Annotated in this window: 22 protein-coding genes; 16 read left to right on the forward strand and 6 right to left on the reverse strand. The window is 65.4% G+C overall.

Annotated features, from left to right (window positions below; translation table 11 throughout):
• Positions 1 to 54: 54 nt before the first annotated feature.
• From ybiB to CDE01S_RS05665, 6 genes are all read left to right on the forward strand, one after another.
• Positions 55 to 957 (forward strand): DNA-binding protein YbiB, encoded by a 903-nt coding sequence (ybiB, locus tag CDE01S_RS05640; protein ID WP_066704834.1) that lies wholly within the window; start codon positions 55 to 57, stop codon positions 955 to 957.
• 19 nt (positions 958 to 976) lie between these two features.
• Positions 977 to 1,783: a uroporphyrinogen-III C-methyltransferase gene (cobA, locus tag CDE01S_RS05645; RefSeq protein WP_066704835.1), complete on the forward strand. Its 807-nt coding sequence runs from the start codon at positions 977 to 979 to the stop codon at positions 1,781 to 1,783.
• 39 nt (positions 1,784 to 1,822) lie between these two features.
• On the forward strand, positions 1,823 to 2,518 hold the full coding sequence (locus tag CDE01S_RS05650) for a methyl-accepting chemotaxis protein (protein ID WP_084382755.1): 696 nt from the start codon (positions 1,823 to 1,825) through the stop codon (positions 2,516 to 2,518).
• A gap of 159 nt (positions 2,519 to 2,677) precedes the next feature.
• Entirely contained in the window at positions 2,678 to 3,919 is a 1,242-nt protein-coding gene (locus CDE01S_RS05655; RefSeq protein WP_066704836.1) for a BaiN/RdsA family NAD(P)/FAD-dependent oxidoreductase, read from the forward strand.
• A 251-nt stretch (positions 3,920 to 4,170) separates the two neighbouring features.
• Positions 4,171 to 4,383 (forward strand): 30S ribosomal protein S21, encoded by a 213-nt coding sequence (rpsU, locus tag CDE01S_RS05660; protein WP_006296472.1) that lies wholly within the window; start codon positions 4,171 to 4,173, stop codon positions 4,381 to 4,383.
• Positions 4,384 to 4,532: 149 nt separating this feature from the next.
• Complete coding sequence (locus CDE01S_RS05665; protein WP_066704955.1) at positions 4,533 to 4,979, forward strand: GatB/YqeY domain-containing protein; 447 nt, start codon at positions 4,533 to 4,535, stop codon at positions 4,977 to 4,979.
• A gap of 78 nt (positions 4,980 to 5,057) precedes the next feature.
• Here the strand turns inward: CDE01S_RS05665 and pmbA are convergent, their stop codons facing one another.
• On the reverse strand, positions 5,058 to 6,437 hold the full coding sequence (gene pmbA, locus CDE01S_RS05670; RefSeq protein ID WP_066704838.1) for a metalloprotease PmbA: 1,380 nt from the start codon (positions 6,435 to 6,437) through the stop codon (positions 5,058 to 5,060).
• Positions 6,438 to 6,499: 62 nt separating this feature from the next.
• Between pmbA and yjgA the strand changes: the two genes are divergently transcribed.
• Together yjgA and mog are read left to right on the forward strand one after the other, a co-directional pair.
• Positions 6,500 to 7,144, forward strand: coding sequence for a ribosome biogenesis factor YjgA (gene yjgA, locus CDE01S_RS05675; RefSeq protein ID WP_066704839.1), 645 nt, complete (start codon positions 6,500 to 6,502; stop codon positions 7,142 to 7,144).
• The gene (gene mog, locus CDE01S_RS05680) at positions 7,137 to 7,739 is read left to right on the forward strand and encodes a molybdopterin adenylyltransferase (protein WP_066704840.1); all 603 of its coding nucleotides are present in this window, start codon (positions 7,137 to 7,139) and stop codon (positions 7,737 to 7,739) included. The genes yjgA and mog overlap by 8 nt, the downstream gene beginning before the upstream one ends.
• 15 nt (positions 7,740 to 7,754) lie before the next feature.
• Here the strand turns inward: mog and CDE01S_RS05685 are convergent, their stop codons facing one another.
• On the reverse strand, positions 7,755 to 8,666 hold the full coding sequence (locus CDE01S_RS05685) for a LysR family transcriptional regulator (RefSeq protein WP_066704845.1): 912 nt from the start codon (positions 8,664 to 8,666) through the stop codon (positions 7,755 to 7,757).
• 85 nt (positions 8,667 to 8,751) lie between these two features.
• Between CDE01S_RS05685 and CDE01S_RS05690 the strand changes: the two genes are divergently transcribed.
• From CDE01S_RS05690 to CDE01S_RS05720, 7 genes are all read left to right on the forward strand, one after another.
• Positions 8,752 to 9,750 carry a sodium-dependent bicarbonate transport family permease gene (locus CDE01S_RS05690; RefSeq protein WP_066704847.1) on the forward strand — a complete coding sequence of 333 codons (999 nt, stop codon included), beginning with the start codon at positions 8,752 to 8,754 and terminating at the stop codon, positions 9,748 to 9,750.
• A gap of 59 nt (positions 9,751 to 9,809) precedes the next feature.
• Positions 9,810 to 10,688: an EamA family transporter gene (locus CDE01S_RS05695; RefSeq protein ID WP_066704848.1), complete on the forward strand. Its 879-nt coding sequence runs from the start codon at positions 9,810 to 9,812 to the stop codon at positions 10,686 to 10,688.
• Positions 10,689 to 10,788: 100 nt separating this feature from the next.
• A complete protein-coding gene (locus tag CDE01S_RS05700; RefSeq protein ID WP_066704850.1) occupies positions 10,789 to 11,334 on the forward strand; it encodes an iron transporter in 546 nt (181 codons plus the stop codon).
• Positions 11,335 to 11,336: 2 nt separating this feature from the next.
• Positions 11,337 to 12,866 (forward strand): carbohydrate porin, encoded by a 1,530-nt coding sequence (locus CDE01S_RS05705; RefSeq protein ID WP_066704852.1) that lies wholly within the window; start codon positions 11,337 to 11,339, stop codon positions 12,864 to 12,866.
• Between the two features lie 23 nt (positions 12,867 to 12,889).
• Positions 12,890 to 13,225: a cupredoxin domain-containing protein gene (locus CDE01S_RS05710; protein ID WP_066704854.1), complete on the forward strand. Its 336-nt coding sequence runs from the start codon at positions 12,890 to 12,892 to the stop codon at positions 13,223 to 13,225.
• Between the two features lie 9 nt (positions 13,226 to 13,234).
• Positions 13,235 to 14,044, forward strand: coding sequence for an FTR1 family iron permease (locus CDE01S_RS05715; RefSeq protein WP_066704856.1), 810 nt, complete (start codon positions 13,235 to 13,237; stop codon positions 14,042 to 14,044).
• Positions 14,037 to 15,431 carry a 4Fe-4S binding protein gene (locus tag CDE01S_RS05720; RefSeq protein ID WP_084382756.1) on the forward strand — a complete coding sequence of 465 codons (1,395 nt, stop codon included), beginning with the start codon at positions 14,037 to 14,039 and terminating at the stop codon, positions 15,429 to 15,431. The genes CDE01S_RS05715 and CDE01S_RS05720 overlap by 8 nt, the downstream gene beginning before the upstream one ends.
• Before the next feature lie 12 nt (positions 15,432 to 15,443).
• Here CDE01S_RS05720 and cysE read toward each other — a convergent pair whose 3' ends face one another.
• A complete protein-coding gene (gene cysE, locus CDE01S_RS05725) occupies positions 15,444 to 16,217 on the reverse strand; it encodes a serine O-acetyltransferase (protein ID WP_066704858.1) in 774 nt (257 codons plus the stop codon).
• A gap of 10 nt (positions 16,218 to 16,227) precedes the next feature.
• Positions 16,228 to 17,028: an RNA methyltransferase gene (locus CDE01S_RS05730; protein WP_066704862.1), complete on the reverse strand. Its 801-nt coding sequence runs from the start codon at positions 17,026 to 17,028 to the stop codon at positions 16,228 to 16,230.
• Between the two features lie 128 nt (positions 17,029 to 17,156).
• Between CDE01S_RS05730 and CDE01S_RS05735 the strand changes: the two genes are divergently transcribed.
• Positions 17,157 to 18,074, forward strand: a complete 918-nt coding sequence (locus tag CDE01S_RS05735; RefSeq protein ID WP_066704864.1) for an inositol monophosphatase family protein — start codon at positions 17,157 to 17,159, stop codon at positions 18,072 to 18,074.
• 27 nt (positions 18,075 to 18,101) lie between these two features.
• On the opposite strand, the gene CDE01S_RS05740 is transcribed toward CDE01S_RS05735, so the two are convergent.
• Positions 18,102 to 21,086, reverse strand: a complete 2,985-nt coding sequence (locus CDE01S_RS05740; protein WP_066704867.1) for a sensor domain-containing protein — start codon at positions 21,084 to 21,086, stop codon at positions 18,102 to 18,104.
• Between the two features lie 88 nt (positions 21,087 to 21,174).
• Positions 21,175 to 24,264, reverse strand: coding sequence for a bifunctional diguanylate cyclase/phosphodiesterase (locus tag CDE01S_RS05745; RefSeq protein ID WP_245636114.1), 3,090 nt, complete (start codon positions 24,262 to 24,264; stop codon positions 21,175 to 21,177).
• Between the last annotated feature and the right edge of the window lie 92 nt (positions 24,265 to 24,356).

The raw sequence follows: 24,356 nt of genomic DNA on the forward strand, positions 1-24,356 counted from the left end.
GCGTGAATCAACTTATTACCAAAATTTATAACAACGGGTTCAAAATCTCCATCCATGGGCATTGGCAACTACATCCGGGAAATCGGCCGCGGCAAGGAAGGCGCGCGGTCGCTGTCGCGCGCGCAGGCGGCTGATCTGTTCGGCCAGGTGCTGGACGGCACGGTGAGCGACCTGGAGATTGGCGCCTTCTGCCTGGCCATGCGCATCAAGGGCGAAACGCCCGAAGAGATGGCCGGCTTTCTCGATGCCACCCACACGCGTCTGCAGCACGTGCCGGCCCGGCAACCGGTGGTGGTACTGCCGAGCTACAACGGCGCGCGCAAGCTGCCCGGCCTGCTGCCGCTGCTGGCCCTCTTGCTGGCACGCGAAGGCCTGAGCGTGCTGGTGCATGGCACGCCGACCGAGTCGTCGCGTGTCTATACATCGGAAGTGCTGTTGGCGCTTGCTGTTCCTGCGCAAACAGCTATCAAAAACATAGCGCCCGGCGAGGTGCAGTTCGTTCCCACGGCCCTGCTGAGCCCCGGCCTGCAGCGCCTGCTGGAAGTGCGCCGCGTGGTGGGCCTGCGCAACCCGGCGCACAGCCTGGTCAAGCTCATGAACCCGGTGGCCGGCAAAGCGCTGATCGTCAGCAGCTACACGCACCCGGAATATGCCCATTCGATGGCTGCCACCTTTGAGCTGATCCAGGCCAACGCGCTGCTGCTACGCGGCACCGAAGGCGAGGCCGTGGCCGATGCGCGCCGCATGCCGCAGATGGACGGTTTCATCGCCGGCCAGCGCAGCACCTTGCAGGAAGCACAAAGCGGCTCGCTGCTGGCCCTGCCCGGCCTGCCGCAAAGCCCCGAGGCCGCGGCCACCGCGACCTACATCCGCGAAGTGCTGGCCGGCCGCAACGAAGTGCCGGCGCCGATTGCGGTGCAGGTGGAACACATCTTGCGTCTGATCCGTCAGATCTAACCCGCTCCTGGAGCCCGCCATGACCCAGCCCTCTTTTTCCTCACTTGGCTCAGCCCTCGGTAGCTGCACCCTGGTCGGCGCCGGCCCGGGCGACCCGGAGCTGCTCACGCTCAAGGCGCTGAAGGCGATCCAGAACGCGACCGTGCTGTTCGTCGACGACCTGGTGAACGAGGCCATCGTCGCCCATGCTGCACCGACCGCACGCATCGTCCACGTGGGCAAGCGCGGCGGCTGCAAGTCGACGCCGCAGTCCTTCATCGAAAAACTGATGATCACCGCGGTGCGCGAAGGTGAACGCGTGGTGCGCCTCAAAGGCGGCGACCCCTTCATCTTCGGCCGCGGCGGCGAAGAGGTGGAACACCTGCAGGAGGCCGGTATTCAGGTCGAGGTGGTCAACGGCATCACCGCCGGTCTGGCTGCCGTCACCTCGCTCGGTGTGCCGCTCACCCACCGCGACCACGCGCACGGTGTACTGTTCCTCACCGGCCACGCCAAACCCGGCGACAGCGGGCCGGACTGGCGCGCGATTGCCGCCACTGCACGCACGGCCAAACTCACGCTGGTGATCTACATGGGCGTCAGCGGTGCGCAGCAGATCGAGCACGGCCTGCTGTCTGGCCTGCCCGACAGCACACCAGTGGCACTGATCCAGAATGCGTCGCTGCCAACGCAACGCCACGCCGTCACCACATTGGCCGAGCTGCACACCACGCTGGTGCGCGAAGAACTGGGCAGCCCCTGCGTCATCGTGGTGGGCGACGTACTGCAGGGCCTGCTGCAACTGCAGCAACAGGAAACTGGCCCGGCCTTTGCTTGGGGAACCTGAGCGGGGTCGTTGGGCCCCGCCTTGAAGCGGGAGTCCACAATGAACCATCAGTTTTCCGTCGCTGTCACACCCACTCTCCCCACGGCAACTGCAGTCGCCACCACGGTGGCCGGCCTGTCGCTCGTCAACCTGGCGGCACGCCAGCGCATGCTGTCGCAGCGCATGATCCTGCAGACCGTGCTGGCGTCACAGGGTGATGCCGTCAAGCTGGAGGAGGCCCGCAAATCTCTGCAGGTCTTCACCGAAAGCCAGCAGCATCTGCAGGGCACACCCCGCCACCTGGAAGCCAGCAGCGCGCGCAAGATCGAAGCGACCTACCACGGTGCCCAAGGCGTGGCGCACGTGATCGAGGCCTTCATCAACCTGGTGCGCACCACGCTGGACCACATTGCACACCGTAATGCACACCAGGCCGACACCTTGGCCGAGCTGGTGAGCCATACCGACAAGGTGCTGGCGGCGCTCAACACCGCCACCACCGCCTTCGACGAGATCACCAAGGCCAAGTCCGACGCCATGATGCGTGAACTCAGCGGCATCGTGGGCGACATTCAGAGTGTGGCCAAGGAAGCCAAGGTGGTGAGCTTCAACGCCCAGGTCATGGCAGCGCGCGCCGGCCAGCACGGGCGCGAGTTCGCCGTGGTGGCCACCGTGCTCTCCAACATCACCGGCGAGATCGACGGCCTGACACGCAAGGCCATGCTGCTGGCCGACCGCAACAAGCTGGCGGCGTGAAACAAACACCCCCAGGCTGCGCGCACTTCGTGTCGCTGCGCCACCCCCCTTTGCAGGGGGCAACGCCAGTGGACCGGCAAAGCCGGTTCCACGGCGTTCCTCGCTTGGACCTTTAGTACGCAGCTGCTCACGCGCCGGATCAGCCCATAAACTCGGGCCATGCAGAAATTCGATGTCGTGGTGATCGGCGCTGGTGCGGCCGGCCTGTTTTGTGCGGGGGTAGCAGGCCAACGCGGGTGCAAGGTGCTGGTGCTCGACCACAGCCCCAAGGTGGCGGAGAAGATCCGCATCTCCGGCGGCGGGCGCTGCAACTTCACCAACCGCGACCTCGACGTGCGCGCGCCGCACAAGCACTTCATCAGCGACAACCCGAACTTCTGCCGCTCGGCGCTGAGCCGCTACACACCACAGGACTTCCTCGCGCTGCTGCAGCGCGACGGCATTCCCTTCCACGAGAAACACAAGGGCCAGCTGTTCTGCGACCGCTCGGCGGACGACATCGTCCAGCTGCTGCTGCGCGAGTGCGAGGCGGGCGGCGTCACGCGCTGGCAGCCCTGTGGCGTCAAAGCCATCCGGTTTTCAGCCTCCAGCCCTGATGGAAAAAGCGCTGGCAGCTATGAAATCGATAGTGACCAAGGCACAATCCAGTGCCGCGCCGTGGTGGTGGCCACCGGTGGCCTGTCGATTCCGAAGATCGGCGCCACCGACTTCGGCTACCGAGTGGCCAAGCAGTTCGGCCTGAAACTCATCGAGCCGCGCCCGGCCCTGGTGCCGCTTACCTTCGACGGCGCCGCCTGGGCGCCCTACACCGGACTGTCCGGCCTGGCGCTGCCGGTGCAGATCGAGACGGGTACGAAGAAAGAAAGAATGGCCTTCCTGGAAGACCTGCTGTTCACCCACCGCGGCCTGTCGGGCCCGGCAGTGCTGCAGATCTCCAGCTACTGGAAACCCGGCACCCCGATCCGCATCAACCTGGCACCCGAGCAGGACCTGCTGCAGTTCCTGCAGGAGGCCAAGGCGCGCTCGCGCAAACTGATCGTCAACGAACTCGCCACCCAGTTGCCCAGCCGGTTGGCCGACGCCTGGGTACAGCAGGACACCGCCTGGCAGCGCCCGGTGAACGAGGCCACCGACAAGGCCCTGGCCGCGCTGGCCGACCGGCTGGCGCGCTGGGAGCTCACGCCCACCGGCACCGAGGGTTATGCCAAGGCCGAGGTCACCGCCGGCGGGGTGGACACGCGCGAACTCTCAAGTCAGACCATGGAAGCGCAGAAGCAGCCCGGGCTGTACTTCATCGGCGAGGTGGTGGACGTGACGGGTTGGCTTGGCGGTTACAACTTCCAGTGGGCATGGGCGAGCGGCCATGCCTGCGGCATGGCCGTCGCCCAAGGGGCGCATTAAGGCATCTCCCCCGGACGGCCTCACTTTGTGTTGGCCGTCTGCCCCCATCCGGGGGCAGGCCACGCCACGCGTGGCCTTGGTTGGAAACCGGGCGGGTTGCCGGCGCTGGCCAAACCGCTATAATGTTGGACTTTGCTGGCATAGCCCCGCCGGCCAATACTAGTTACAGGCGGGGCACTTCGCGGTACACGGCGTGCAGGCCCGATCTTCCTGTCCACCCTCTGACCGCACATTTCGGAAATCAAGACGTAATGACGACCATTCGTGTTAAAGAAAACGAGCCGTTTGACGTGGCCCTGCGCCGCTTCAAGCGCACCATTGAAAAACTGGGCCTGCTGACCGACCTGCGCGCACGCGAGTTCTACGAGAAGCCGACCGCCGAGCGCAAGCGCAAGAAGGCTGCTGCTGTGAAGCGCAACTACAAGCGCATCCGCTCGATGCAGCTGCCCAAGAAGCTGTACTGATCGCGCCGGGGTCCGAGACCTCAGAGCATCCACAACCCGCGCTCGGGACGCCAGGCGCGGGTTTTGTTTTTTCTGTGCCAATAACCTTGCAGGACAGACCGCAGCAATACCGTCGCCAGCGCTGCCCTCAACTGATTGAAGGAATGACCATGTCACTCAAAGACCAGATCACCGAAGACATGAAGGCCGCCATGCGCGCCAAGGACAGCGAACGCCTGGGCACCATCCGCCTGCTGCAGGCCGCACTGAAGCAGAAGGAAGTCGATGAACGCATCACGCTCGATGACGTGGCTGTGGTGGCTGTGGTCGACAAGCTGATCAAGCAGCGCAAGGACTCGGTCGCCGCCTTCGTGCAGGCGGCACGCCAGGACCTGGCCGACAAGGAAAGCGCCGAGATCAAGGTGCTGGAAGCCTACCTGCCGCAGCGCATGAGCGCCGAGGAAGTGGCCACCGAAGTCAAGGTCATCGTGGCCGAACTGGGTGCCAAAGGTCCGGGCGACATGGGCAAGGTCATGGGCGTGGTCAAGACCCGCCTGGCCGGCAAGGCCGAGATGGGCCAGGTGTCGGCCGCCGTCAAGGCCGCGCTGGCCGGCTGATTTTCCCTCACAAGGGCTGTTTCCTCCCCCTGTCCAGCCGGGACTGGGGAGGGGAAGAAACCTCTTGCCAAGAGGCGGTCAGCTACCCGCCACCTTCATCTTGCTCAGCAGGATCGAACCCACGGTCTTGGCACCGTAGTTGTAGGCATCGGCACCCACGGCCTGGATGCCTTTGAGCATGTCTTTCATGTTGCCGGCGATGGTGATCTCATGCACCGGGTAGGCGATGCGGCCCTTTTCGACCCAGAAGCCGCTGGCACCGCGCGAGTAGTCGCCGGTGACGTAGTTGACGCCCTGGCCCATCAATTCGGTGACAAACAGGCCGGTGCCAAGTTTCTCCAGCATGGCGTCCAGGTTGTCGCCCGCCTGCGTCAGACGCGAGGTCAGCGTCAGGTTGTGAGAACCGCCGGCGTTGCCGGTGGTCTTCATGCCGAGCTTGCGCGCCGAGTAGCTGCTCAGGAAGTAGCCCTGCACGCGCCCGGCCTCGACCACCGAGCGCGCCTTGACGCGCACACCCTCTTCGTCGAACGGCGAGCTGCCCTTGCCGCGCAGCACGAACGGATCTTCCAGGATGTCAATGTGTTTCGGCAGCACCGGCTTGCCCAACGAGTCGAGCAGGAAGGAGCTCTTGCGGTACAGCGCGCCGCCGCTCAGCGCCTGCACCAGCGCGCCGAGCAGGCCGGCGGCCAGCGGCGACTCGAACAGCACCGGCACTTCGCGTGTGCTGATCTTGCGCGCCTTCAGGCGGCTCAGGGCGCGCTCGGCGGCGTAACGGCCAATCGCCTGCGGCGAGGCCAGGTCATCGGGGTGACGCTGCGAGCTGTACCAGTAGTCGCGCTGCATGTCGTCGCCCTTGCCGGCAATCGGCGAGACGGAGATCGAATGGCGCGAACTGGCATAACCGCCGCGGAAACCGTGCGTGTGGGCGCTGAAGAAGTGCGATTGCTGGGCCGACACCGCCGCGCCCTCGCTGTTGGTGATACGACGGTCGGTCTTGAGGGCAGCCTCTTCGGTCACGCGCGCCAGCTCGGCCGCCTGGGCACTGTTGATGGCCCAGGGGTGGAACAGGTCCAGGTTCTTGCTGGCGGCCGACGGCGACACGATGTCCTGTTCTTCCGGCAGGCCGGCCACCGGGTCTTCGGCGGTGAAGCGGGCGATGTCGTAGGCGGCCTGCACGGTCTGTTCGATGGCAGCGCGCGAGAAGTCCGACGTGCTGGCGTTGCCACGGCGGTTGCCCACGTAGACCGTGACACCGAGCGACTTGTCGCGGTTGCGCTCCACGTTTTCCAGCTCGCCCTTGCGCACCGAGACGCTCAGGCCGCAGCCCTCGGAGGCCTCGGCGCCGGCATCGGTGGCGCCCAGTTTTTTGGCATGCGCCAGGGCGGTGTCCACCAGGTCTTCAAAGAAGGCGCGGCTGTAGCTGAAGCCGCTTTCTGCGCGAGGGTCGGGTTTGTTCATAGCGGGAGCTATGATACTTGGCCGTGCGCACCTCGACCGCGCCCCACCGGATTCCCCCAGACATGTCACGCAAACCCAAAAAAGGCTATTACGTCAAAGGCCAGTTCGTCGCCGAAGGCAGCGAACTCGACCTGGAGCTCAAACGCGAGCTCAAGGGCGACACCGAGATCAGCAAGACCGACCTCAAACGCGAAAGCGCCGAGCTGCAAAAGCTCGGCGAGGAATTGCTGACGCTGCGCGCCGACCTGATGGCCCGGCTCGACCTGTCGGACAAGCTGCGCGATGCCTTGAACGATGCCAAACGCATCACCAACTTCGAAGGCCGGCGCCGCCAGATGCAGTTCATCGGCAAGCTCATGCGCCTGCTGGACCCCGTCGTCATCGAGGCCATCCATGCCGCCCTGGCCGAGCAGCGTGCGCCTTCCGCGCGTGAAACGCAGTTGCTGCATGCGGCCGAACAATGGCGCGACCGCCTGATTGCCGACGACGATGCGGTGGCGCAGTGGATCAACAACTTCCCGCAGACCGACACCCAGCAGTTGCGCGCCCTGGTGCGCCAGGCACGCAAGGACGCCAAGCCGGCCGACAAGGCGGCCGTCTCGCAGGGCCTGGCACCGCGCCAGGGCCGCGCCTACCGCGAGGTATTCCAGCTGGTGCGTGAACAGCTTTCGACCCCTGACGCTTCTTCGGACAACGACCATGAGTGATTCATCCTGCGATCCGGTCAAGATCGGCATCGTTTCCATCAGTGACCGTGCCTCCAGCGGCACCTACGAAGACAAGGGCCTGCCCGCCTTGAAGGACTGGCTGAGCCGCGCGCTGAAAAACCCGATCACCTTCGAACCACGCCTGATCCCGGACGAGCAGGCCACCATCAGCGCCGCACTGATCGAGCTGGTGGACGCCGGCTGCGCCCTGGTGCTGACCACCGGCGGCACCGGCCCGGCATTGCGCGACGTCACGCCGGAGGCCACACTGGCCGTGGCGCACAAGGAAATGCCGGGTTTCGGCGAGCAGATGCGCCAGATCAGCCTGAAATTCGTGCCGACCGCCATCCTGTCGCGTCAGGTGGCGGTGATCCGCGACAAGAGCCTGATCATCAACCTGCCGGGGCAGCCGAAGTCGATTGCCGAAACGCTGGAAGGCCTGAAGGACGCCAACGGCAAGTCGGTCATGGACGGCATCTTTGCCGCCGTGCCCTACTGCGTGGACCTGATCGGCGGCCCCTACCTGGAAACCAACGACGAGGTCTGCAAGGCCTTCCGGCCGAAGTCGGCGATCCGGAGTCCGAAGCCGGCCTGAGCCGCCGCCCGCTTGTTAGCGGGCCTGCTTCGGCCCCAGGTGTCCGGCCTGCGCCACGAGATGCGCCTGAAACACCTGCGCAATCGGTGACAGGCGCTTGCCGCTGGGGTGCACGATGTGCCACTGAGACTGGATGGGGAACCCCCGCACATCCAGGATGGCCACCCCCTGCGAGGCGGGCCGCTCAGCCAGGGCATGTACGGAAATGACGGCAACACCCAAGCCACCTGCCACGGCTTCGCGCACGGCTTCATTGCTGCCCAGTTCCATCAGGCGCTGCGGCTTGAAGCGCTGCTTGCGGAAGTGGTCATCAATCGCCAGCCGTGTTCCCGAGCCCTGTTCACGCAGGATGAACCGCACCTCCCGCAGCGAGGGCAGCGTCACGCCACGCTGGCCGGCCAGCGGGCTTGAGGCACTGCCGATCAGCACCAGCGGGTTGGGCAGGAAAACGCGGTCCTCAAGGTCGATGTCGGCCGGAGGGCGGGACATGATGTACAGGTCGTCCAGGTTTTCGCGCAGCCGCGCCACCACACCGTCGCGGTTGAGCACCTCGAGCGAAATGTCGATTTCCGGATGCCGGCTGCAGAACTTGCCGAGCAGGCGCGGGATGAAGTACTTCGCCGTGCTCACCACCGCCACCTTGAGCCGGCCACGGGTCAAGCCCTTGAGCCCGTCGATCTTCTGGCCGAAGGCATCCCACTCGGCCGCCATCGCTCGGGCGGTCTGCGCCAGCTCCAGTCCCGCCTGCGTCAGATGGACGCGGCGCGCGACGACCTCATAAAGCGGCAAGCCAACGGACTCGCTGATTTCGCGCAACTGCATCGACGCGGTTGGTTGCGTGACGTGCATCGCGCGCGCCGCGGCGCTGACGCTGCCTGTCTCGGCCAAGGCGAGGAACAGGCGCAGCTGGCGAAACGTGACATTCATAAATAAAACTCTATATCAATGTGTTTGATTATCGATTTTACTTTGCATGCCGGTTTTTCTACGATCACCCTGTCTGGAGAACCCAATGCAAAACCTGCTCGACCCCGCCATCCTCTTTTTCGTGTTCGGCATGCTGGCCGGCACCCTCAAATCCAACCTCGAAATCCCGCAGCCGATCGCGCGCTTCCTCTCCCTGTACCTGCTGATGGCCCTGGGCCTCAAGGGCGGTTTCGCGCTGTCCCATTCCGGTTTCACCAGCGAGGTGGCAACCAGCCTGGGCTGCGCGGTCGCACTGGCCATGGCCGTCCCCCTGCTGAGCTACCAGGTGCTCAAGCATGTCGTGCCCCCCTATGACGCCGCCGCCATTGCGGCCACCTACGGCTCTGTCAGTGCCGTGACCTTTGTCACCGCTACCCAATTTCTGGAGAATCAGCAAATCGGATTCGGTGGCCACATGGCTGCTGCCATGGCATTGATGGAATCCCCAGCCATCATCTTCGGGGTGGTGCTGGCCAATGCACTGCGGCAACGTGAGCAGCCGGCCCTGGTCTGCGCCGGTGCCGGCGTTGCGGCCTTGCAGCCGGCCAAGCCCCCCCGCCTGGGAGCCATCCTGCGTGAATCGTTCACTGACGGTGCCCAGCTGCTCCTGCTCGGCGCCATGCTGGTCGGCATCCTGACCGGCGAAAGCGGCAAGGCCGCGATGCAACCGTTCTCGGGCGACCTGTTCAAGGGCATGCTGGCCTTCTTCCTGCTCGACATGGGCTTGCTGACGGCGCGCAACCTCGGGCAGCTGCGCCAGCAGCCGGCCTGGCTGCTTGGTTATGCGCTGCTGGCCCCCCTGGTGCACGCCAGCCTCGGCCTGGCCCTGTCCTGGGCGCTGGACGTGCCACTGGGCAACGCCATCCTGCTGATGGTGCTGGCTGCCAGCGCCTCCTACATCGCCGTGCCGGCCGTCCTGCGCCACGCCATTCCGGAGGCCCAGCCCGCGTTGTACTTCGGCCTGTCGCTCGGTGTGACCTTTCCGCTCAATATCCTGCTCGGCATTCCCCTCTACACCCGGATGGCACAATATGTTCTGAGTTGAGCGAGTCGTGCACCCGCCGGGTGGGCAGGACTTGCGCAACGCCCCCCAGCAACCACCCTGTGCCCGTCTCACACCTACTCCTGGCCTTGGCCGTCGTCGCGGTCTGGGGCACCAACTTCGTGGTCATCAAGTTCGGGCTGACCGAACTGCCGCCCCTGCTGCTGGCGACCATGCGTTTCCTGCTCAGTGCCCTGCCCTGGCTGCTGTTCATCCAACGACCCGCCGTGGCCTGGCGCTACCTGGTCAGCTACGGCGTGTTCATCGGTTTCATGTTCGGGCTGCTGTTCCTGGCCATGCGGGCCGACGTCTCACCCGGCCTGGCCTCGCTGCTGATGCAATCGCAGGTCTTCTTCACACTGCTGCTGGTGGCCTGGCTGCAGCACGAGCGCATGCGACCGGCGCAGTTGGCCGGCCTGGCCCTGGCCACACTCGGTTTTGCCCTGATTGCCTGGCAGAGTTTTGCCCAGGCCGGCCACGATGTCACGCCACTCGGTTTGGCTCTGGCCTTGGGGGGCGCCTTGTGCTGGGCCTGCGGCAACGTGGTGTCGCGCAGCATCGGCAAAGTGGACATGCTGGGTTTCATGGTCTGGAGCAGTGTGTTCGCCGTGCCACCGCTGCTGGGCCTGAGCCTGTGGTTTGAAGGCCCCGCCGCCATCACCGAAACCCTGCCGCGCGCCAGCCTGGCGGCTTGGGCGGCCATGCTCTGGCAGGCGCTGGGCAACACGCTGTTCGGCTTCGGCGCCTGGGGCTGGCTGCTGGCGCGCCACCCGGCCGCCACCATCACGCCCATGGCGCTGCTGATCCCCTTCTTCGGCATGGGCGCCTCCGCCCTGCTGCTGGGCGAACCGCTGCAGGCCTGGAAGCTCGCGGCAGCAGCCCTGGTGATGGCCGGCCTGGCCGTCAATGTGCTGCTCGGTCAGCGCCCGCGCCCACCCTGACGACACCAGCTTCTGATCTAGATCAGATCGGGGTCTTTGTTGTTGTTAATAATAATTACTATCATTAAGATTACTAATCCTTTTAAAGATCGGCACCATCATGACCGCCACCCACCTCCAGCGCCTGCTTCTGATCCTCACCGCCTCCTTGGCCCTGCACGCCGGGGCCGTGGAATACCCCATCGGCACCCCCCACCAGCGTGTCGGAATGGAGATTGCCGCGGTCTACCTGCAGCCCGTCACCATGGAACCGGACGGCATGATGCGCAAGGCCGAGGAGTCGGACATCCACCTCGAAGCCGACATCAAGGCCCTGGCCAACAACCCGAACGGTTTTGAGGAAGGCGCCTGGATTCCCTACTTGGTCGTCAAGTACGAAGTCAGCAAAGTGGGCTCCACACAAAAGGTCAGCGGTGACCTGATGCCCATGGTCGCCAATGACGGCCCGCACTATGGCGACAACGTCAAGATCTTCGGCCCCGGCAAGTACCACGTGAAGATCTCCGTGCTGCCGCCGTCGGCGAACGCCCACACCCATTTCGGCCGTCATACCGACCGCCTAACCGGCGTGCGCCCGTGGTTCAAGCCTTTTGATGTCGAATACGACTTTGTCTACGCCGGCATTGGCAAAAAAGGCGGCTACTGAACATGCGCCGCCCGGCCGTCCCTGCGCGGACCCGATCACTGGTCCTGGCTTGCGCCGCACTGCTGGCCGTACCGGCCTGGGCTGCACCGTCTCAGGAAGAACTGCTGCAGCTGCTGACGAAGCTGAGCCAGCGGCTCGACCAGTTGGAAAAGCGCAACAGCGAACTTGAAAAGCAGCTGCAGTCACAGCAGGCACGTGCCGCTGCACCCGTGGCGCCATCCCCGGCATTGGAGCAGCGTGTGCAACAGCTCGAGCAGGCGCAGGTGAAGATCGACAAGGGCCTGGAATCGGAGAGCATCAGCGAGAACGAGCCGGAACTGACCTCGCGCCTGAAAGCGGTGGAATACCAGTCGCTCAACACGCTCAAGGCCGCGCGGGTCATCGAATCACTCGACGGCGTGACCGCCGGCATCAGCCTGACCACCGTAGCGCAGCATCCCAACGGCACGGCGGTCAACTCGCCAGCCGGCACCGAGAACGGCCAGCTCAACTACCGCGCCGATGCCTTCGTGACCTTGCCGCTGCCCAAGGTGGGCGACACAGAAAGCCGGATCTTCGCCCAGTTCCGCATGGGGCAAGGCTCGGGGCTCAACGGCATGACGAGTTATTCCAAGCCGAATGCCAGCGCCTTCCGCGTTCTCTCGGCGCAGCCGGACGACTCGGTCGCCGTGCTGGGGCAGGCCTGGTACCAAGCCAGCATTCCGCTGCCTTTCGGCGGTTTCCAGCCGCATTCGCGCGAGAAGCTGGAGATCAATTTCGGCAAGATGGACCCCTTCGTCTTCTTCGACCAGAACGCAGCGGCCAACGACGAGACGCGCCAGTTCCTCAACACCGTGTTCGTTCACAACGCCTTGCTCGATGCCGGTGGCGACATCGGCGTTGATGCCAACGGCTTCTCGCCCGGCTTTCGCGTCTCTTATCTGAACAACCGCAGCAAGAGCGAAGCCTGGCGCCTGTCGTTAGGCGTGTTCGGCGCCGGGCGCGGCGCCAACTACCAGCAGTTCTTCTCCGCACCGCTAGTCCTGGCGCAGGCTGAAACCCAGTTGCGCTGGGACGGCAACCCCGGCAACTACCGCCTTTACTACTGGCAGAACGGCCAGGCCGCGGGTTATGACAGCGTGACGCGCACCCGCAGCGGCTGGGGTCTGTCGCTGGACCAGCGCGTGGGCGATGCCACCACACTCTTCGGCCGCTACAGCCAGCACATCGTCGGTGGTGGCGCACGTTTTTCCAGCGCATTGACACTCGGCGGCGAATTGGCCGGCTACGGCTGGGGGCGTGCCGGCGATTCGGTTGGCCTGGCCCTGGGCTGGCTGAAGACCAGTTCCGACTTTGCCCGCGATGCCATCACGACCACGGACTATGGTTTCGCCGCCGGCAACGGCGAACAGGTCGTCGAGCTTTACTACCGCTTCCGCATCAACAAGCAGTTCGAGCTCTCGCCTGACTTCCAGTACATCGGCCAGCCCGGTGCGGCACCCGGGGCATCACCGATTGCCCTGATCGGCCTGCGCGCACAACTCACCTTCTGACCAACACGATGCACCGCCCCACCATGAACCATTGCCGTATTGCATTGATGACACTGGCACTGCTGCTGAGTCCCCTGGCTTTGCAGGCCCAGGACATGCCGAGCTTCAACCTTACCATCAAGGCGGGCCGCTTTTACCCCGAGACAGTGGAAGTGCCGGCAAACACCAAGTTCCGCCTGCTGATCAAGAACGAGGGGCCGGGCCCCGAGGAGTTCGAAAGCATCGAGCTGCGCAAGGAAAAGGTGCTGGCGCCGGGCGCCTCCAGCTTTCTGATCTTCCAGCCGCTCAAGCAAGGCACTTACAAGTTCTTCGGCGATTTCCACCCCGACACGGCCCAGGGCCGGTTTGTCGCGAAATGAAAGCACGTCATGGGTAACTCACTATTTGTCGTCTGGCGGGAAAGCATTGAGGCCATGCTGGTCATCGGCATCCTGCACGCCTGGTTGAAGCGCAACGGCGGCGCCGGCCCGGGCCTGCGCGCCCTGTGGAGCGGCGTCGTGGCCGGCCTGGGGCTGGCACTGGCGTTGGGCTGGGCCATGCTGAGCGTGCAAAGTGAACTCACCGGCGAGGCGCTGGAATGGTTCCAGACCGCCATCCTCTTCATCGCAGCCGGCCTGATCGTGCAGATGGTGCTGTGGATGCAAAAGCACGGGCGCCAGATGAAGCAAAGCCTGGAGCAGGACATCTCCCGCGCCGCGGCATCGTCCGGTGCCTTCGGCATCGCGGCCGTGGCGGCGCTGGCCATCGCGCGCGAAGGCGCCGAGACGGTGATCTTCCTCTACGGCATGGGTCTGGAAAGCCCGGACTCCGGACAACTGGCAATGGGTGCCGCGCTCGGCCTGTTGCTGGCCTTGGCCACGGCCTGGGCGGTCAACCGCGGGCTGCGCTTCCTCGACTACCGCCGTTTTTTCCGCATCAGCGGCTTCCTGCTGTTGCTGCTGGCCATCGCCCTGCTGGTGGCGGGCATGGAGCGCCTCATCGGCATGGGCTGGCTGCCGACCCTGATCGATCCGGTCTGGGACAGCAGCGCCCTGCTGGACGACACCAGCCGCCTGGGTGCCATGGTCTCGGCCTTCACCGGCTACCGCGCCCGCCCCTCGCTGATGCTGGTGGCCCTCTACGCCGTCTACTGGAGCAGCGTTCTGCTGGTGCAGCGCCGCCTGAACCGCCATGCGTGAGGCCCCCATCACCCTCTACCCGGCAGGCAGCGCCGGCCGACCCCGCCCGGGCTGGCTGGCGCGGGTGGGGCAAGCCATGCAGGCTCACCGCCGCACGATCCTCGCGCTGCAGTGGTTCGTCGTCGTGGCCTACCTGACGCTACTGGTCATTCCCGCCTTCATGCCGCTGCCGCCCGAAGACGCGCACCTCTACGACAACCTGCGCCTGTTCGCACAGTTCATCTTCTGGGGCATCTGGTGGCCGTTCGTGATGTTGAGCATGATGCTGCTGGGCCGCATCTGGTGCGGCGTGTTCTGCCCGGAAGGCTCACTCACCGAACTCGCCAGCCGCCACGGCCTGGGGCGCCCCATTCCGCGCTGGATCCGTTGGAGCGGCTGGCCCTTCGTGGCCTTCGTCTGCACTACCGTCTATGGCCAGTTGGTCAGCGTCTACGAATACCCGCAGGCCGCGCTGCTGGTGCTGGGCGGCTCCAGTGTCGCGGCCGTGGCCGTGGGCCTGGTCTACGGCCGGGGCTCACGCGTCTGGTGCCGTTACCTGTGCCCGGCCAACGGCGTGTTCTCCTTGCTGGCCAAGATCGCCCCGGTGCACTTCCGCGTCGAAGAGCAGGCTTGGAAGGCCAGCCCCGAGCGCCGGCCCATGGTGAACTGCGCCCCGCTGATCGACATCCGCCACATGAAAAGCGCCTCGGCCTGCCATGCCTGCGGCCGTTGCAGCGGCTACCGCGATGCTGTGCAACTGGCCGCACGCTCGCCGGCACAGGAAATCCTCGCCACCCGCAACCGCGACGTTCGAACCGAAGAGGCGTTCACCCTCCTGTTTGGCGTGTTGGGCATCGCCACCGCGGCCTTCCTCTGGTCGTCCAGCCGCTGGCTGGTGCAGATGAAGTCCCTGCTCGCCAACTGGCTGGTCGAGCACGACATCCTGTGGCCGCTGAATGACGATGCGCCCTGGTGGCTGCTGACGCATTACCCCGCAGCCAACGACCTGTTCACCTGGCTCGACGGCTTCTGCATCCTGGCCTACATCCTGGGTGGCGGTGTGGCTGTGGGACTGATCGTGCTGGCCTGCATCCGGCTGGCCGCACGCATGGCCGCCGCGCCGGACCTGTCCTGGCAACGCCTGTCGTTGGCGCTGATTCCGCTGGCCGGCATGGGCATTTTTCTCGGCCTGTCCATGCTGACACTGGGCCACCTCAAGGCCGAACGGGTGTCGCTGGAATGGGTGGCGCCGGTGCGCGTCGTCCTGTTGGTGCTGGGCAGCAGCTTCTCTGCCTGGCTGGGAGCGCGGTTGTTGCGCCCCACGGCACTGCGCCGCCTGGCCGCCTTTGCGCTTTATCTGCTCCCGATTGCCCTGATCGATACGATCTGGGTACTCAACTTCTTCTGAAGGGCAACCGGTCTACTTGCCGACCAACTGGTTGAGCTTGTCCTTTTCGAACTGCTCTTCGCGCGCCGCGTCACAGGGCACGCACTCCGCGGTCGGCTTGCCGGCCGAGAGTTTTTCGATCGCCTGCCACAGCAGCGCGATCTGGTGCTCCTGCGACGAGGCGTTGTCGATCAGGCCGCGCAGGGCCTGGGAGAGCGGGTCGTCTTCCTGCGTGATGCCGTAGGCGGTGAACTTCTTCTCCGGCGCCGTCACGTCGGCGCTTTCACCCGCCTTGGACGGGATGATGCGCGCCGGAATGCCCACGGCGGTAGCGCCGGCCGGCACCGGCTTGATCACCACCGCATTGCTGCCGATCTTGGCGCCGTCGCCCACCTCGAAGCCGCCCAGGACCTTGGCACCGGCGCTCACCACCACATCGCGGCCCAGCGTCGGGTGGCGCTTGGTGCCCTTGTAGAGCGAGGTGCCACCCAGCGTGACACCGTGGTAAATGGTGCAGCCGTCACCGACTTCGGCCGTTTCGCCGATCACCACGCCCATGCCGTGGTCGATGAAGACGCGCTGGCCGATCTTCGCCCCGGGATGGATCTCGATGCCGGTCAGCCAGCGGCTGAGGTGCGAAATGAAACGCCCCAGCCACTTCAGGCCGTGGTTCCAGCACCAGTGGCCCCAACGGTGGAACAGCAGCGCATGCAGGCCGGGGTAGCAAGTCAGCACCTCCCAGCCGCTGCGGGCGGCCGGGTCGCGGTCGAGGATGCACTGGATGTCGGAGCGGAGGCGGGAGAACATAGGCCTGAGTCTATCCTTTCGCCTTCTCTGCCGTCTCCAGCATGGCCTTGGCAACACCTCTGAGGATATGGATTTCCTCCTGCGTCAGCTCGGCGCGGTTGAACAGGGCGTTCAGGCGCGGCATCAACTTCTTGGGGGCCGCCGGGTCGAGGAAGCCGATGGCGGTGAGCGCCTGCTCCAGGTGCGCCAGCATGCCAGCCACCTGCGGCACGTCGGCCAGCACCGGCGGCGCCGTGGCAGCCTGCACGCCATAACCGCCCAAGGCCAGCCGCCAGTCGTAGGCAATCACCTGCAATGCCGCGCCCAGGTTGAGCGAACCGAACTTGGGATTGGTCGGGATGCTCAGGGCCACATGGCAGCGGTAGACGTCCTCGTTGCGCATGCCGAAGCGCTCGGAACCGAACAGGAAGGCGATGCCTTGCCCTGGCTCGAGATTCGAAGTCTTTTCGGCCTCCTGGCCTTGTGGTTCATGCGCCAAACGCTCCTTTTTTAATAGCAAATCGAAGTGCTCGCGCGGCGTGCGCGTGGGCGGACCGAAGTCGCGCGGTGTCATGGCGGTGGCGCACAGGTGGGTCATGCCGTCGAGCGCCTCGTCCAGCGTTTCCACAATGCGCGCCTTCTCCAGCACATCCAGCGCGCCGCTGGCGCGCTGGATGGTTTCCTCGCGGCGCAGCACATTAGCCCAGCGCGGTGCCACCAGCACCAGGTCGTCGAAACCCATCACCTTCATGGCGCGCGCCGCCGCCCCCACATTGCCGGCGTGGCTGGTCTGGATCAGGACAAAACGGGTGCGAAATGAGGGTATTGGCATCGGAATCTGGGCGAACGGGTAAAATCGCCCTATTGTCGCCGCCCGCATCGCCGGACCGACCTCTCCCGCTCTTCGTCCGTTGAAGGCAGCCCCCTCCGGGTCTGTCCCGCAAACCTCACACACAATTTATGTCGACCAACCTGCACCCCATGCTCAACGTGGCCATCAAGGCCGCCCGCGCCGCCGGCGCCATCATCAACCGCGCGGCCCTCGATGTCGAGGCGGTTCGCGTGTCGCAGAAGCAGGTGAACGACTTTGTGACCGAGGTGGACCACGCGAGTGAGCAGACCATCATCGAAACCCTGCTGACCGCCTACCCGGGCCACGGCATCCTGGGCGAGGAAACCGGCAGCACGCACGGTGCCAAGGATTCGGAATTCGTCTGGATCATCGACCCGCTGGACGGCACCACCAACTTCATCCACGGCTTCCCGGTCTACTGCGTCAGCATCGCACTGGCCGTCAAGGGCAAGGTCGAGCAGGCCGTCATCTACGACCCCTCGCGCAACGACCTCTTCACTGCGACCAAGGGTCGCGGCGCCTACATGAACGACCGCCGCATCCGCGTCAGCAAACGCACGCAGTTGAAGGAAAGCCTGATCTCCACCGGCTTCCCCTTCCGCAAGGGCGACAACTTCCCCGCTTACCTGGCCATGATGAGCGAAGTCATGCAGCGCACCGCCGGCCTGCGCCGCCCGGGTGCGGCCGCGCTCGACCTGGCCTATGTGGCGGCCGGCTTCACCGACGGCTTCTTCGAGACCGGCCTGCAGCCCTGGGACGTGGCAGCCGGCTCGCTCCTGGTGACCGAGGCCGGTGGCCTGGTCGGCAACTTCACCGGCGAGTCCGACTTCCTGGAGCAGAAGGAGTGTCTGGCGGGCAACCCGCGCATCTACGGCCAGTTGGTGCCCTTGCTGAACAAGTACAGCAAGTTCGCCAGCGCCGGCGACAAGGCGGCTGCACGCCAGGCCGCGGCCAACGTCACCACCCTCACGGTCCCGTCGGCCCCCGCCGAAGACGACGAACGCGACCAGAGCGCCTTCGAATAAGAGACGTGTTGGACTGACGCTGCCGGCTCAGGCCGGCAGCGCGATGGTCTCGATTGGGACCGGCCGGCCGAACAGGTAGCCCTGGAACAGGGTACAGCCGTTGGCCAGCAGAAACTGGCGCTGCCCCTCGGTCTCCACCCCTTCGGCCACCGCCATCAGGTCCATGCTGTGCGCCAGCGCCAGGATGGTGCGCACGATGGCAGCGTCGTTGGCATCCTCCAGCACATCGCGCACAAAGGTCTGGTCGATCTTGAGCTGGTCCAGCGGCAGGCGCTTGAGGTAGGCCAGCGAGGAGTAGCCGGTGCCGAAATCATCGAGCGCGAAACGCACGCCGCAGGAGCGCAGGGCACTCATCTTGCGGATGGCATCCTCCACATCGGACAACAGCACGCTCTCGGTCAGCTCCAGCTTCAGGCGTTGCGGGTCGGCACCGCAGTCGTGCAGCACGGCCAGCACCTGGGCCACAAAATCGCTGCGCCGGAACTGGCGCGCACTGACGTTGACCGACAGCGTCAGCCCTTGTGTGGCCGCTTGCCCCTCCCAAGCCACCAGCTGCTGGCAGGCCGCCTGCAGCACCCATTGGCCGATCGGCAGGATCAGGCCGGTCTGCTCGGCCAGGTCGATGAACTCCCCTGGCCCCACCAGGCCACGCTGCGGGTGCTGCCAGCGCACCAGCGCCTCGAAGCCGGTGGTGCGTCCCTCGACATCGACCACGGGCTGGTAGTGCAGCCGCAGCTCCTGGCGCTGCAGGCCCTGGCGCAGGTCGGCATCGAGCGCTGCGCGCGCCATCACGGCCGCCTGCATCTCGGGGTCGTAGAAGCGCAGTGTGTTGCGACCGGCCGCCTTGGCCTGGTACATGGCCACGTCGGCGCGTTTGAGCAACTCGTCGGCCCCGGGCTCATGGCCGGAAAACAGCGCAATGCCGATGCTGGGCGTGCTGCTGTGCTGCTTGCCCATCAGCTCGTAGGGCTGGTTCAGCGACACCAGGATTTTTTCGGCCACGATCTCGGCCTGGCTGGCCGCCTCGTCTGCCACCTCGCTCAACCCTTCCAGCATCACCACGAATTCGTCGCCGCCGAAGCGGGCGGCGGTGTCGCCCTCGCGGATGCACATCACCAGGCGGCTGGCCACCTGTTCCAGCAACTGGTCGCCAACGTCGTGCCCCAGCGAGTCGTTCAGGTCCTTGAAGTTGTCCAGGTCGATGAAGAGCAGCGCACAATGGTGGTGGCTGCGCGCACTGATGGCCATCGTCTGCGACAGACGATCCATCAGCAGGCGCCGGTTGGGCAGGCCGGTCAGGGTGTCGTAGAAGGCCAGGCGCTGGGTTTCGTCCTCGGCACGCTTGCGCGTGCTGATGTCGCGCCCGATGCCGCGATAACCCCGGAAGCGTCCCTGGGCGTCATACATCGGGGTGCCGCTGATCGAAATCCAGTACGACTGCCCATCCGCATCCAGCCGCTGCAGCTCCAGATCCTTGAACTGCTGGTGAGACGCCAGCACCCGGCGGTGCGCCTCCCAGTCCTCCTCGGTCATGTTCACCGCCCCGATCTCCCAGCGGGTCTGGCCGATGCTGGCCTGTGCCGTGGTGGCCGACTTGCCCTTGCGGTAACCGTCGAAGCGGGTGAAGCGGAATTCTTCGTCAATCTCCCAGTACCAGTCGGAAGAGAGATCGGTCAGGCTGCGGAACCGCGCCTCGCTCTCCTGCAGCTGCATCTCGGATTTCTTGCGCTCGGTGATGTCCGTGAGCGCGCCGTAGGACACGATATCGCCCTCACCTTCGACATGGACCACCGCATTCCCCAGCAACCAGCGCACACTGCCATCCTGGAGGCGGACGCGGAACTCGTGGTGCCAGGTGCCGCCGTCCACAGCGGATAACCTCATCGAGGCCCGGACACCCGACAGATCGTCCGGGTGAATGAATGCGAACACAAACGAGGCATCCTCCCGCGCATCTTCGGGCCGGATCTGGAACATGCGGAACAGGGCATCGCTGGCGAAGGGAAATGTCATGCGGCCATTGGCCTGCGTGCACATCTGGAACACCATGTCGGGTATGCGGCTGGTGATTTTCTGGATGAAGTCAAGCCGTTCCTGCAGCGCCTGCCGCGCCTGGTGCTCTTGGGTCACGTCCTGCACCACACCGAAATCGGTGCTGCTGCCATCGCGCCGGAACTGCCGGTGCATGCGCGTGCGCAGCCACAGCACCCGGCCATCCGGATGACACCAGCGGTATTCGAACACCTCACCATCCATGCGCTGGCGCGCCTCCAGGAAAGCAGGCAGATCATCCGGATGGGTGTAGCTGCGCGACTCCTGGATGGGCATGTCCGGGCTGCGGGTCATGCCGGCCACCTTGAGCAGGCCATCGGACCAGTGGATGGTCTGGCCATCCGGGCTGGCCGTCCAGTGGCCCACATGCGCCAGCCGTTCGGTGAATTCGTAAAGTTCGAGCTGGGCGTTGAGCTGTTCGTTGGCCCGCTCCAGCGCCATCTCGCCGGCCCGCAGGGCCTCTTCGGCCATGCGCTCGGCCGTGATGTCCTTCACGCGCATGAGGATCAGCTTTTCGTCGAACACCTCGATCACCGAGCCGCTGAGCCGGACCAGGCAGGGCGCCCCGTCCTTGAGGAACACGGTCGCATCCAGACCGCGCAGCCGGCCTTGTGTGAGCAGCGGCGTCAGCGCCTTCTGCCGGGTTTGCGCATCGGTCCAGTGCCGCAGCTCGACCACGGTATGGCCGATCGCCTCCTCGCGTGTGTAGCCGGTCAGGTTCAGCCACTCCTGGTTGACGTCGACCAGCAGGCCGTCAGACAGGCGCGACAACACCAGCGCCTCGGGGCTTTCCTGGAATGCGACCGCGAACAAGCGCTCGGAACGCAGGCGCTTCTCCATCTCGGCGAGGTCCTGCGCCGCAGCTTCTTCACTCTGGCCCAGGTTGAGCAGACGCAGCCGCGCCACATCCAGCGCAGCGCGCAGGCGTTTGATCTCCTCGATATCGTCGTCAGGTTCCATGCGTGCTCAGAGGATGGCCCAAGATGAGTGTCTCGGCAAGAGGAATGCCCCCCGGCCGAGACCCATGGTATCCGAACGCTTCGTCACTTCAGCCGATCTGCTCGGCGGACACCAGTTTGAGCTCATGGATCGGCACCGGGCGACCGAACAGATAGCCCTGGAATGCCCAGCAGCCGTTGTCCAGCAGGAACTGGTGCTGCCCTTCAGTCTCCACCCCTTCGGCCACCGCCATCAGGTCCATGCTGCGCGCCAGCGCCAGGATGGTGCGCACGATCGCCGCATCGTTGGGATCGGTCAGCACATCGCGCACGAAGGACTGGTCGATCTTGAGCTGGTCCAGCGGCAGGCGCTTGAGGTAGGCCAGCGAGGAATAACCGGTGCCGAAGTCGTCGAGCGAGAAACCCACGCCGATGGAGCGCAGCTCGCGCATCTTGCGCACCGCGTCCTCCACATCGGACAGCAGCATGCTCTCGGTCAGCTCCAGCTTGAGGCGGTAGGGGTTGGCGCCGGAGGTGCGCAGCAGCTCAAGCACCTGCTGGGCAAAGTCGCTCTGGCGGAACTGGCGTGCGCTCACGTTGACCGCAATGCTCAGGTCGCGTGTCGCCACATCGACCGACCAGGCCACCAGTTGCTGGCAGGCAGCCTGCAGCACCCACTGGCCGAGCGGGATGATCAGGCCGGTCTTCTCCGCCAGGTCGATGAACTCGCCCGGCAGGATCAGGCCACGCTCGGGATGCTGCCAGCGCACCAGCGCTTCCACACCGATGGTGGCGCCGTTCTCGTCCACCACCGGCTGGTAGTGCAGCCGCAGTTCCTGGCGCTGCAGGCCCTGGCGCAGATCGTCCTCCAGCGCCGCCCGCGCCGAGGCCGCGGCCTGCATGCCGGGATCGAAGAAGCGCAGCGCATTGCGGCCTGCCGCCTTGGCCTGGTACATGGCGAGGTCGGCACGCTTGAGCAGTTCGTCCACGCTTTGCAGCTGGTCATGGAACAGGGCGATGCCGATGCTGGGTGTGCTGTGGTGGAAATGGCCCAGCAGTTCAAACGGCTGGTTGATGGCCGCCAGGATCTTCTTGGCCGAGGCCTCGGCCTGGAATGCGCCCTCGCCCGCGTAGGGGCTGAGCTCCTCGAGCATGACCACGAACTCGTCGCCGCCCAGGCGTGCCACGGTGTCGATCTCGCGCACGCAGTCGCGCAGGCGCTGCGCCACCTGGCGCAGCAGCAGGTCGCCGACATCATGGCCCTTGGTGTCGTTCAGGTCCTTGAAGTTGTCCAGGTCGATGAAGATCAGCGCGCCGTGGCGGCGGCTGCGCGCCACCGTGGCCAGCGCCTTGGTCAGCCGGTCGGTCAGCATGCGGCGGTTGGGCAGGCCGGTCAGGGCATCGAAGAAGGCCAGTTGCTCGATGCGCTGCTCCACCTGCTTGCGCTGCGTGATGTTGCGCCCGACCCCCCGGTAGCCCAGGAAGCGGCCCTTGTCATCAAAAATGGGCGCCCCGCTGACCGAGATCCAGACGCTGACGCCATCCGGCCCGACCCGTTCCAGCTCCAGCTCGCGAAACACCTCGCGTGCGCGCAACACCTCGCGGTGCGCCTCCCAGGCTGCCTCGCTCATGTTGCGGGCAGGAATGTCCCAGCGGGTGCGGCCGATGTCGTCGAAGCGTGCCAGCCCGGTGCTGGCCTCCAGGTTGCCGTCAATGCGGGTGAAGCGATACTGGTCATCGATCTCCCAGTACCAGTCGGAGGAGAGCTCGGTCAGGCTGCGGAAGCGCTGCTCGCTTTCGCGCATGCCCTCTTCCACCCGCTTGCGCTCGGTGATGTCCATGTGCGTACCCACCATGCGCACCGGCAGGCCCGCCTCGTCGCGTTCGACCACGCGCGCGCGCGCCAGGATCCAGACCCAGTGCCCGTGCTTGTGGCGCAGGCGGTGCTCGGACTCGAAGTACGGCGTCTCGCCACGGATGTGTTCGCCCAGGGCATCGGTGGCCGCCATCAGGTCGTCCGGATGCAGCATCTCCTGCCACATGGCACCGCTCGGATCGATCTCGCCGGCTTCATAACCCAGCATCTGGCTCCAGCGCGCGTTGTAGGTGCGCACATTGGTGACAAAGTTGCGGTCCCACAGGCCGAGCGCAGCGCCGCTCAAGGCCAGCTCCAGCCGCTCCGCATTGGCGCGGCGCTCCTTGTCCTGCTCGACAACGTCCTGCTCGCGCACACGGCGCTGGCGCTGGAACTGGTGCAGCCCCATCATGGACACCACGGCCAGCACCACATAGAGCAGCAGCGACAGCCACATGCGCTGGAACCAGGGCAGATAAACGGCCGAGACATCGCGGCTGACCTGCACCACCAGGGGCTTGTCGACCTGAAAACGGGCCGGCCGGATCGTCCGCAAGGCCACCAGGCTGTCGACCGCGGCCTCCGCACTGCGGCCCCGATAGAAATTGCTGGTCATGCCGCTGATCTGATGCTGCGCGAACAGGCTGTCAATGCGGCCTGACTCCGGGGCATCCGATGTCACGCCCCGGCCCACCTGCAGGAACGGCTGCCCGCTTTGCGTCACCAGGGTCGAGCGCATGTCGGCGGCATAAAGCACGGAACGCATCACGACACCGAAGAAGTCCGGATCGAGCTTGGCGTACACCATGCCGGCAAAACTGCCGTCGGCATCCAGCATCACCCGTCCCACCATGAGGCTGGTGACACCACGCGCCCCGACATAAGGCTCCGAGATGTAGAGCATGTGCGGATCCGGCCTGGCCTGCGGTATCGTGAAAAACTCACGCTCGCTGCGGTCGGCCCCCACCAGCGACTCCACACTGTTGGCCTCGATGACACCACGGCGGTCCACGATGCTCATGAAACGCACGCCGGGCATGGCCTCGGTCAGGGCCTGAAGCCGCTTGGTCGCGCGCGCGCTGAATTCGGCACCTTTCCAGAGCGGGACTTCCTCGCGCACCCCCTGCAAGGCATTGTTGACGCCACCGAGCAGCTGCTCCAGGTATTCGTCCACCACCCGGGCCTGCACCTGGAGACGGTCGCGCTCGGTATGGCTGGTGTTCTGGAAGTCGTGCCAGAGCATGAGGCCCAGCAGCACGGCCGCCAGCAGAAAGACCAAGCCCAACGCCAGCCACTCGCGGTGCCTGCGTCGTTTCCTGGAAAAGGTCGCTTGTTCCTTGTTCATTCTCGGCAGCGCGCATCCTACCCCATGCGCCCGCGCTGTCGGGCGACTTCACCCCCGGAGTTGCCCCAATGCGACAGGGGCGAACTGATACA

This window comes from Curvibacter delicatus NBRC 14919, from assembly GCF_001592265.1.
Classification (GTDB): Bacteria; Pseudomonadota; Gammaproteobacteria; order Burkholderiales; family Burkholderiaceae_C; genus Hylemonella; species Hylemonella delicata.

Bases quoted from the DNA above. Each gene is read 5' to 3' on its own strand.
- ybiB (WP_066704834.1), top strand. From the start codon at position 55: ATGGGCATTGGCAACTACATCCGGGAAATCGGCCGCGGCAAGGAAGGC.
- cobA (WP_066704835.1), top strand. From the start codon at position 977: ATGACCCAGCCCTCTTTTTCCTCACTTGGCTCAGCCCTCGGTAGCTGC.
- CDE01S_RS05650 (WP_084382755.1), top strand. From the start codon at position 1,823: ATGAACCATCAGTTTTCCGTCGCTGTCACACCCACTCTCCCCACGGCA.
- CDE01S_RS05655 (WP_066704836.1), top strand. From the start codon at position 2,678: ATGCAGAAATTCGATGTCGTGGTGATCGGCGCTGGTGCGGCCGGCCTG.
- rpsU (WP_006296472.1), top strand. From the start codon at position 4,171: ATGACGACCATTCGTGTTAAAGAAAACGAGCCGTTTGACGTGGCCCTG.
- CDE01S_RS05665 (WP_066704955.1), top strand. From the start codon at position 4,533: ATGTCACTCAAAGACCAGATCACCGAAGACATGAAGGCCGCCATGCGC.
- pmbA (WP_066704838.1), bottom strand. From the start codon at position 6,437: ATGAACAAACCCGACCCTCGCGCAGAAAGCGGCTTCAGCTACAGCCGC.
- yjgA (WP_066704839.1), top strand. From the start codon at position 6,500: ATGTCACGCAAACCCAAAAAAGGCTATTACGTCAAAGGCCAGTTCGTC.
- mog (WP_066704840.1), top strand. From the start codon at position 7,137: ATGAGTGATTCATCCTGCGATCCGGTCAAGATCGGCATCGTTTCCATC.
- CDE01S_RS05685 (WP_066704845.1), bottom strand. From the start codon at position 8,666: ATGAATGTCACGTTTCGCCAGCTGCGCCTGTTCCTCGCCTTGGCCGAG.
- CDE01S_RS05690 (WP_066704847.1), top strand. From the start codon at position 8,752: ATGCAAAACCTGCTCGACCCCGCCATCCTCTTTTTCGTGTTCGGCATG.
- CDE01S_RS05700 (WP_066704850.1), top strand. From the start codon at position 10,789: ATGACCGCCACCCACCTCCAGCGCCTGCTTCTGATCCTCACCGCCTCC.
- CDE01S_RS05705 (WP_066704852.1), top strand. From the start codon at position 11,337: ATGCGCCGCCCGGCCGTCCCTGCGCGGACCCGATCACTGGTCCTGGCT.
- CDE01S_RS05710 (WP_066704854.1), top strand. From the start codon at position 12,890: ATGAACCATTGCCGTATTGCATTGATGACACTGGCACTGCTGCTGAGT.
- CDE01S_RS05715 (WP_066704856.1), top strand. From the start codon at position 13,235: ATGGGTAACTCACTATTTGTCGTCTGGCGGGAAAGCATTGAGGCCATG.
- CDE01S_RS05720 (WP_084382756.1), top strand. From the start codon at position 14,037: ATGCGTGAGGCCCCCATCACCCTCTACCCGGCAGGCAGCGCCGGCCGA.
- cysE (WP_066704858.1), bottom strand. From the start codon at position 16,217: ATGTTCTCCCGCCTCCGCTCCGACATCCAGTGCATCCTCGACCGCGAC.
- CDE01S_RS05730 (WP_066704862.1), bottom strand. From the start codon at position 17,028: ATGCCAATACCCTCATTTCGCACCCGTTTTGTCCTGATCCAGACCAGC.
- CDE01S_RS05735 (WP_066704864.1), top strand. From the start codon at position 17,157: ATGTCGACCAACCTGCACCCCATGCTCAACGTGGCCATCAAGGCCGCC.
- CDE01S_RS05740 (WP_066704867.1), bottom strand. From the start codon at position 21,086: ATGGAACCTGACGACGATATCGAGGAGATCAAACGCCTGCGCGCTGCG.
- CDE01S_RS05745 (WP_245636114.1), bottom strand. From the start codon at position 24,264: ATGAACAAGGAACAAGCGACCTTTTCCAGGAAACGACGCAGGCACCGC.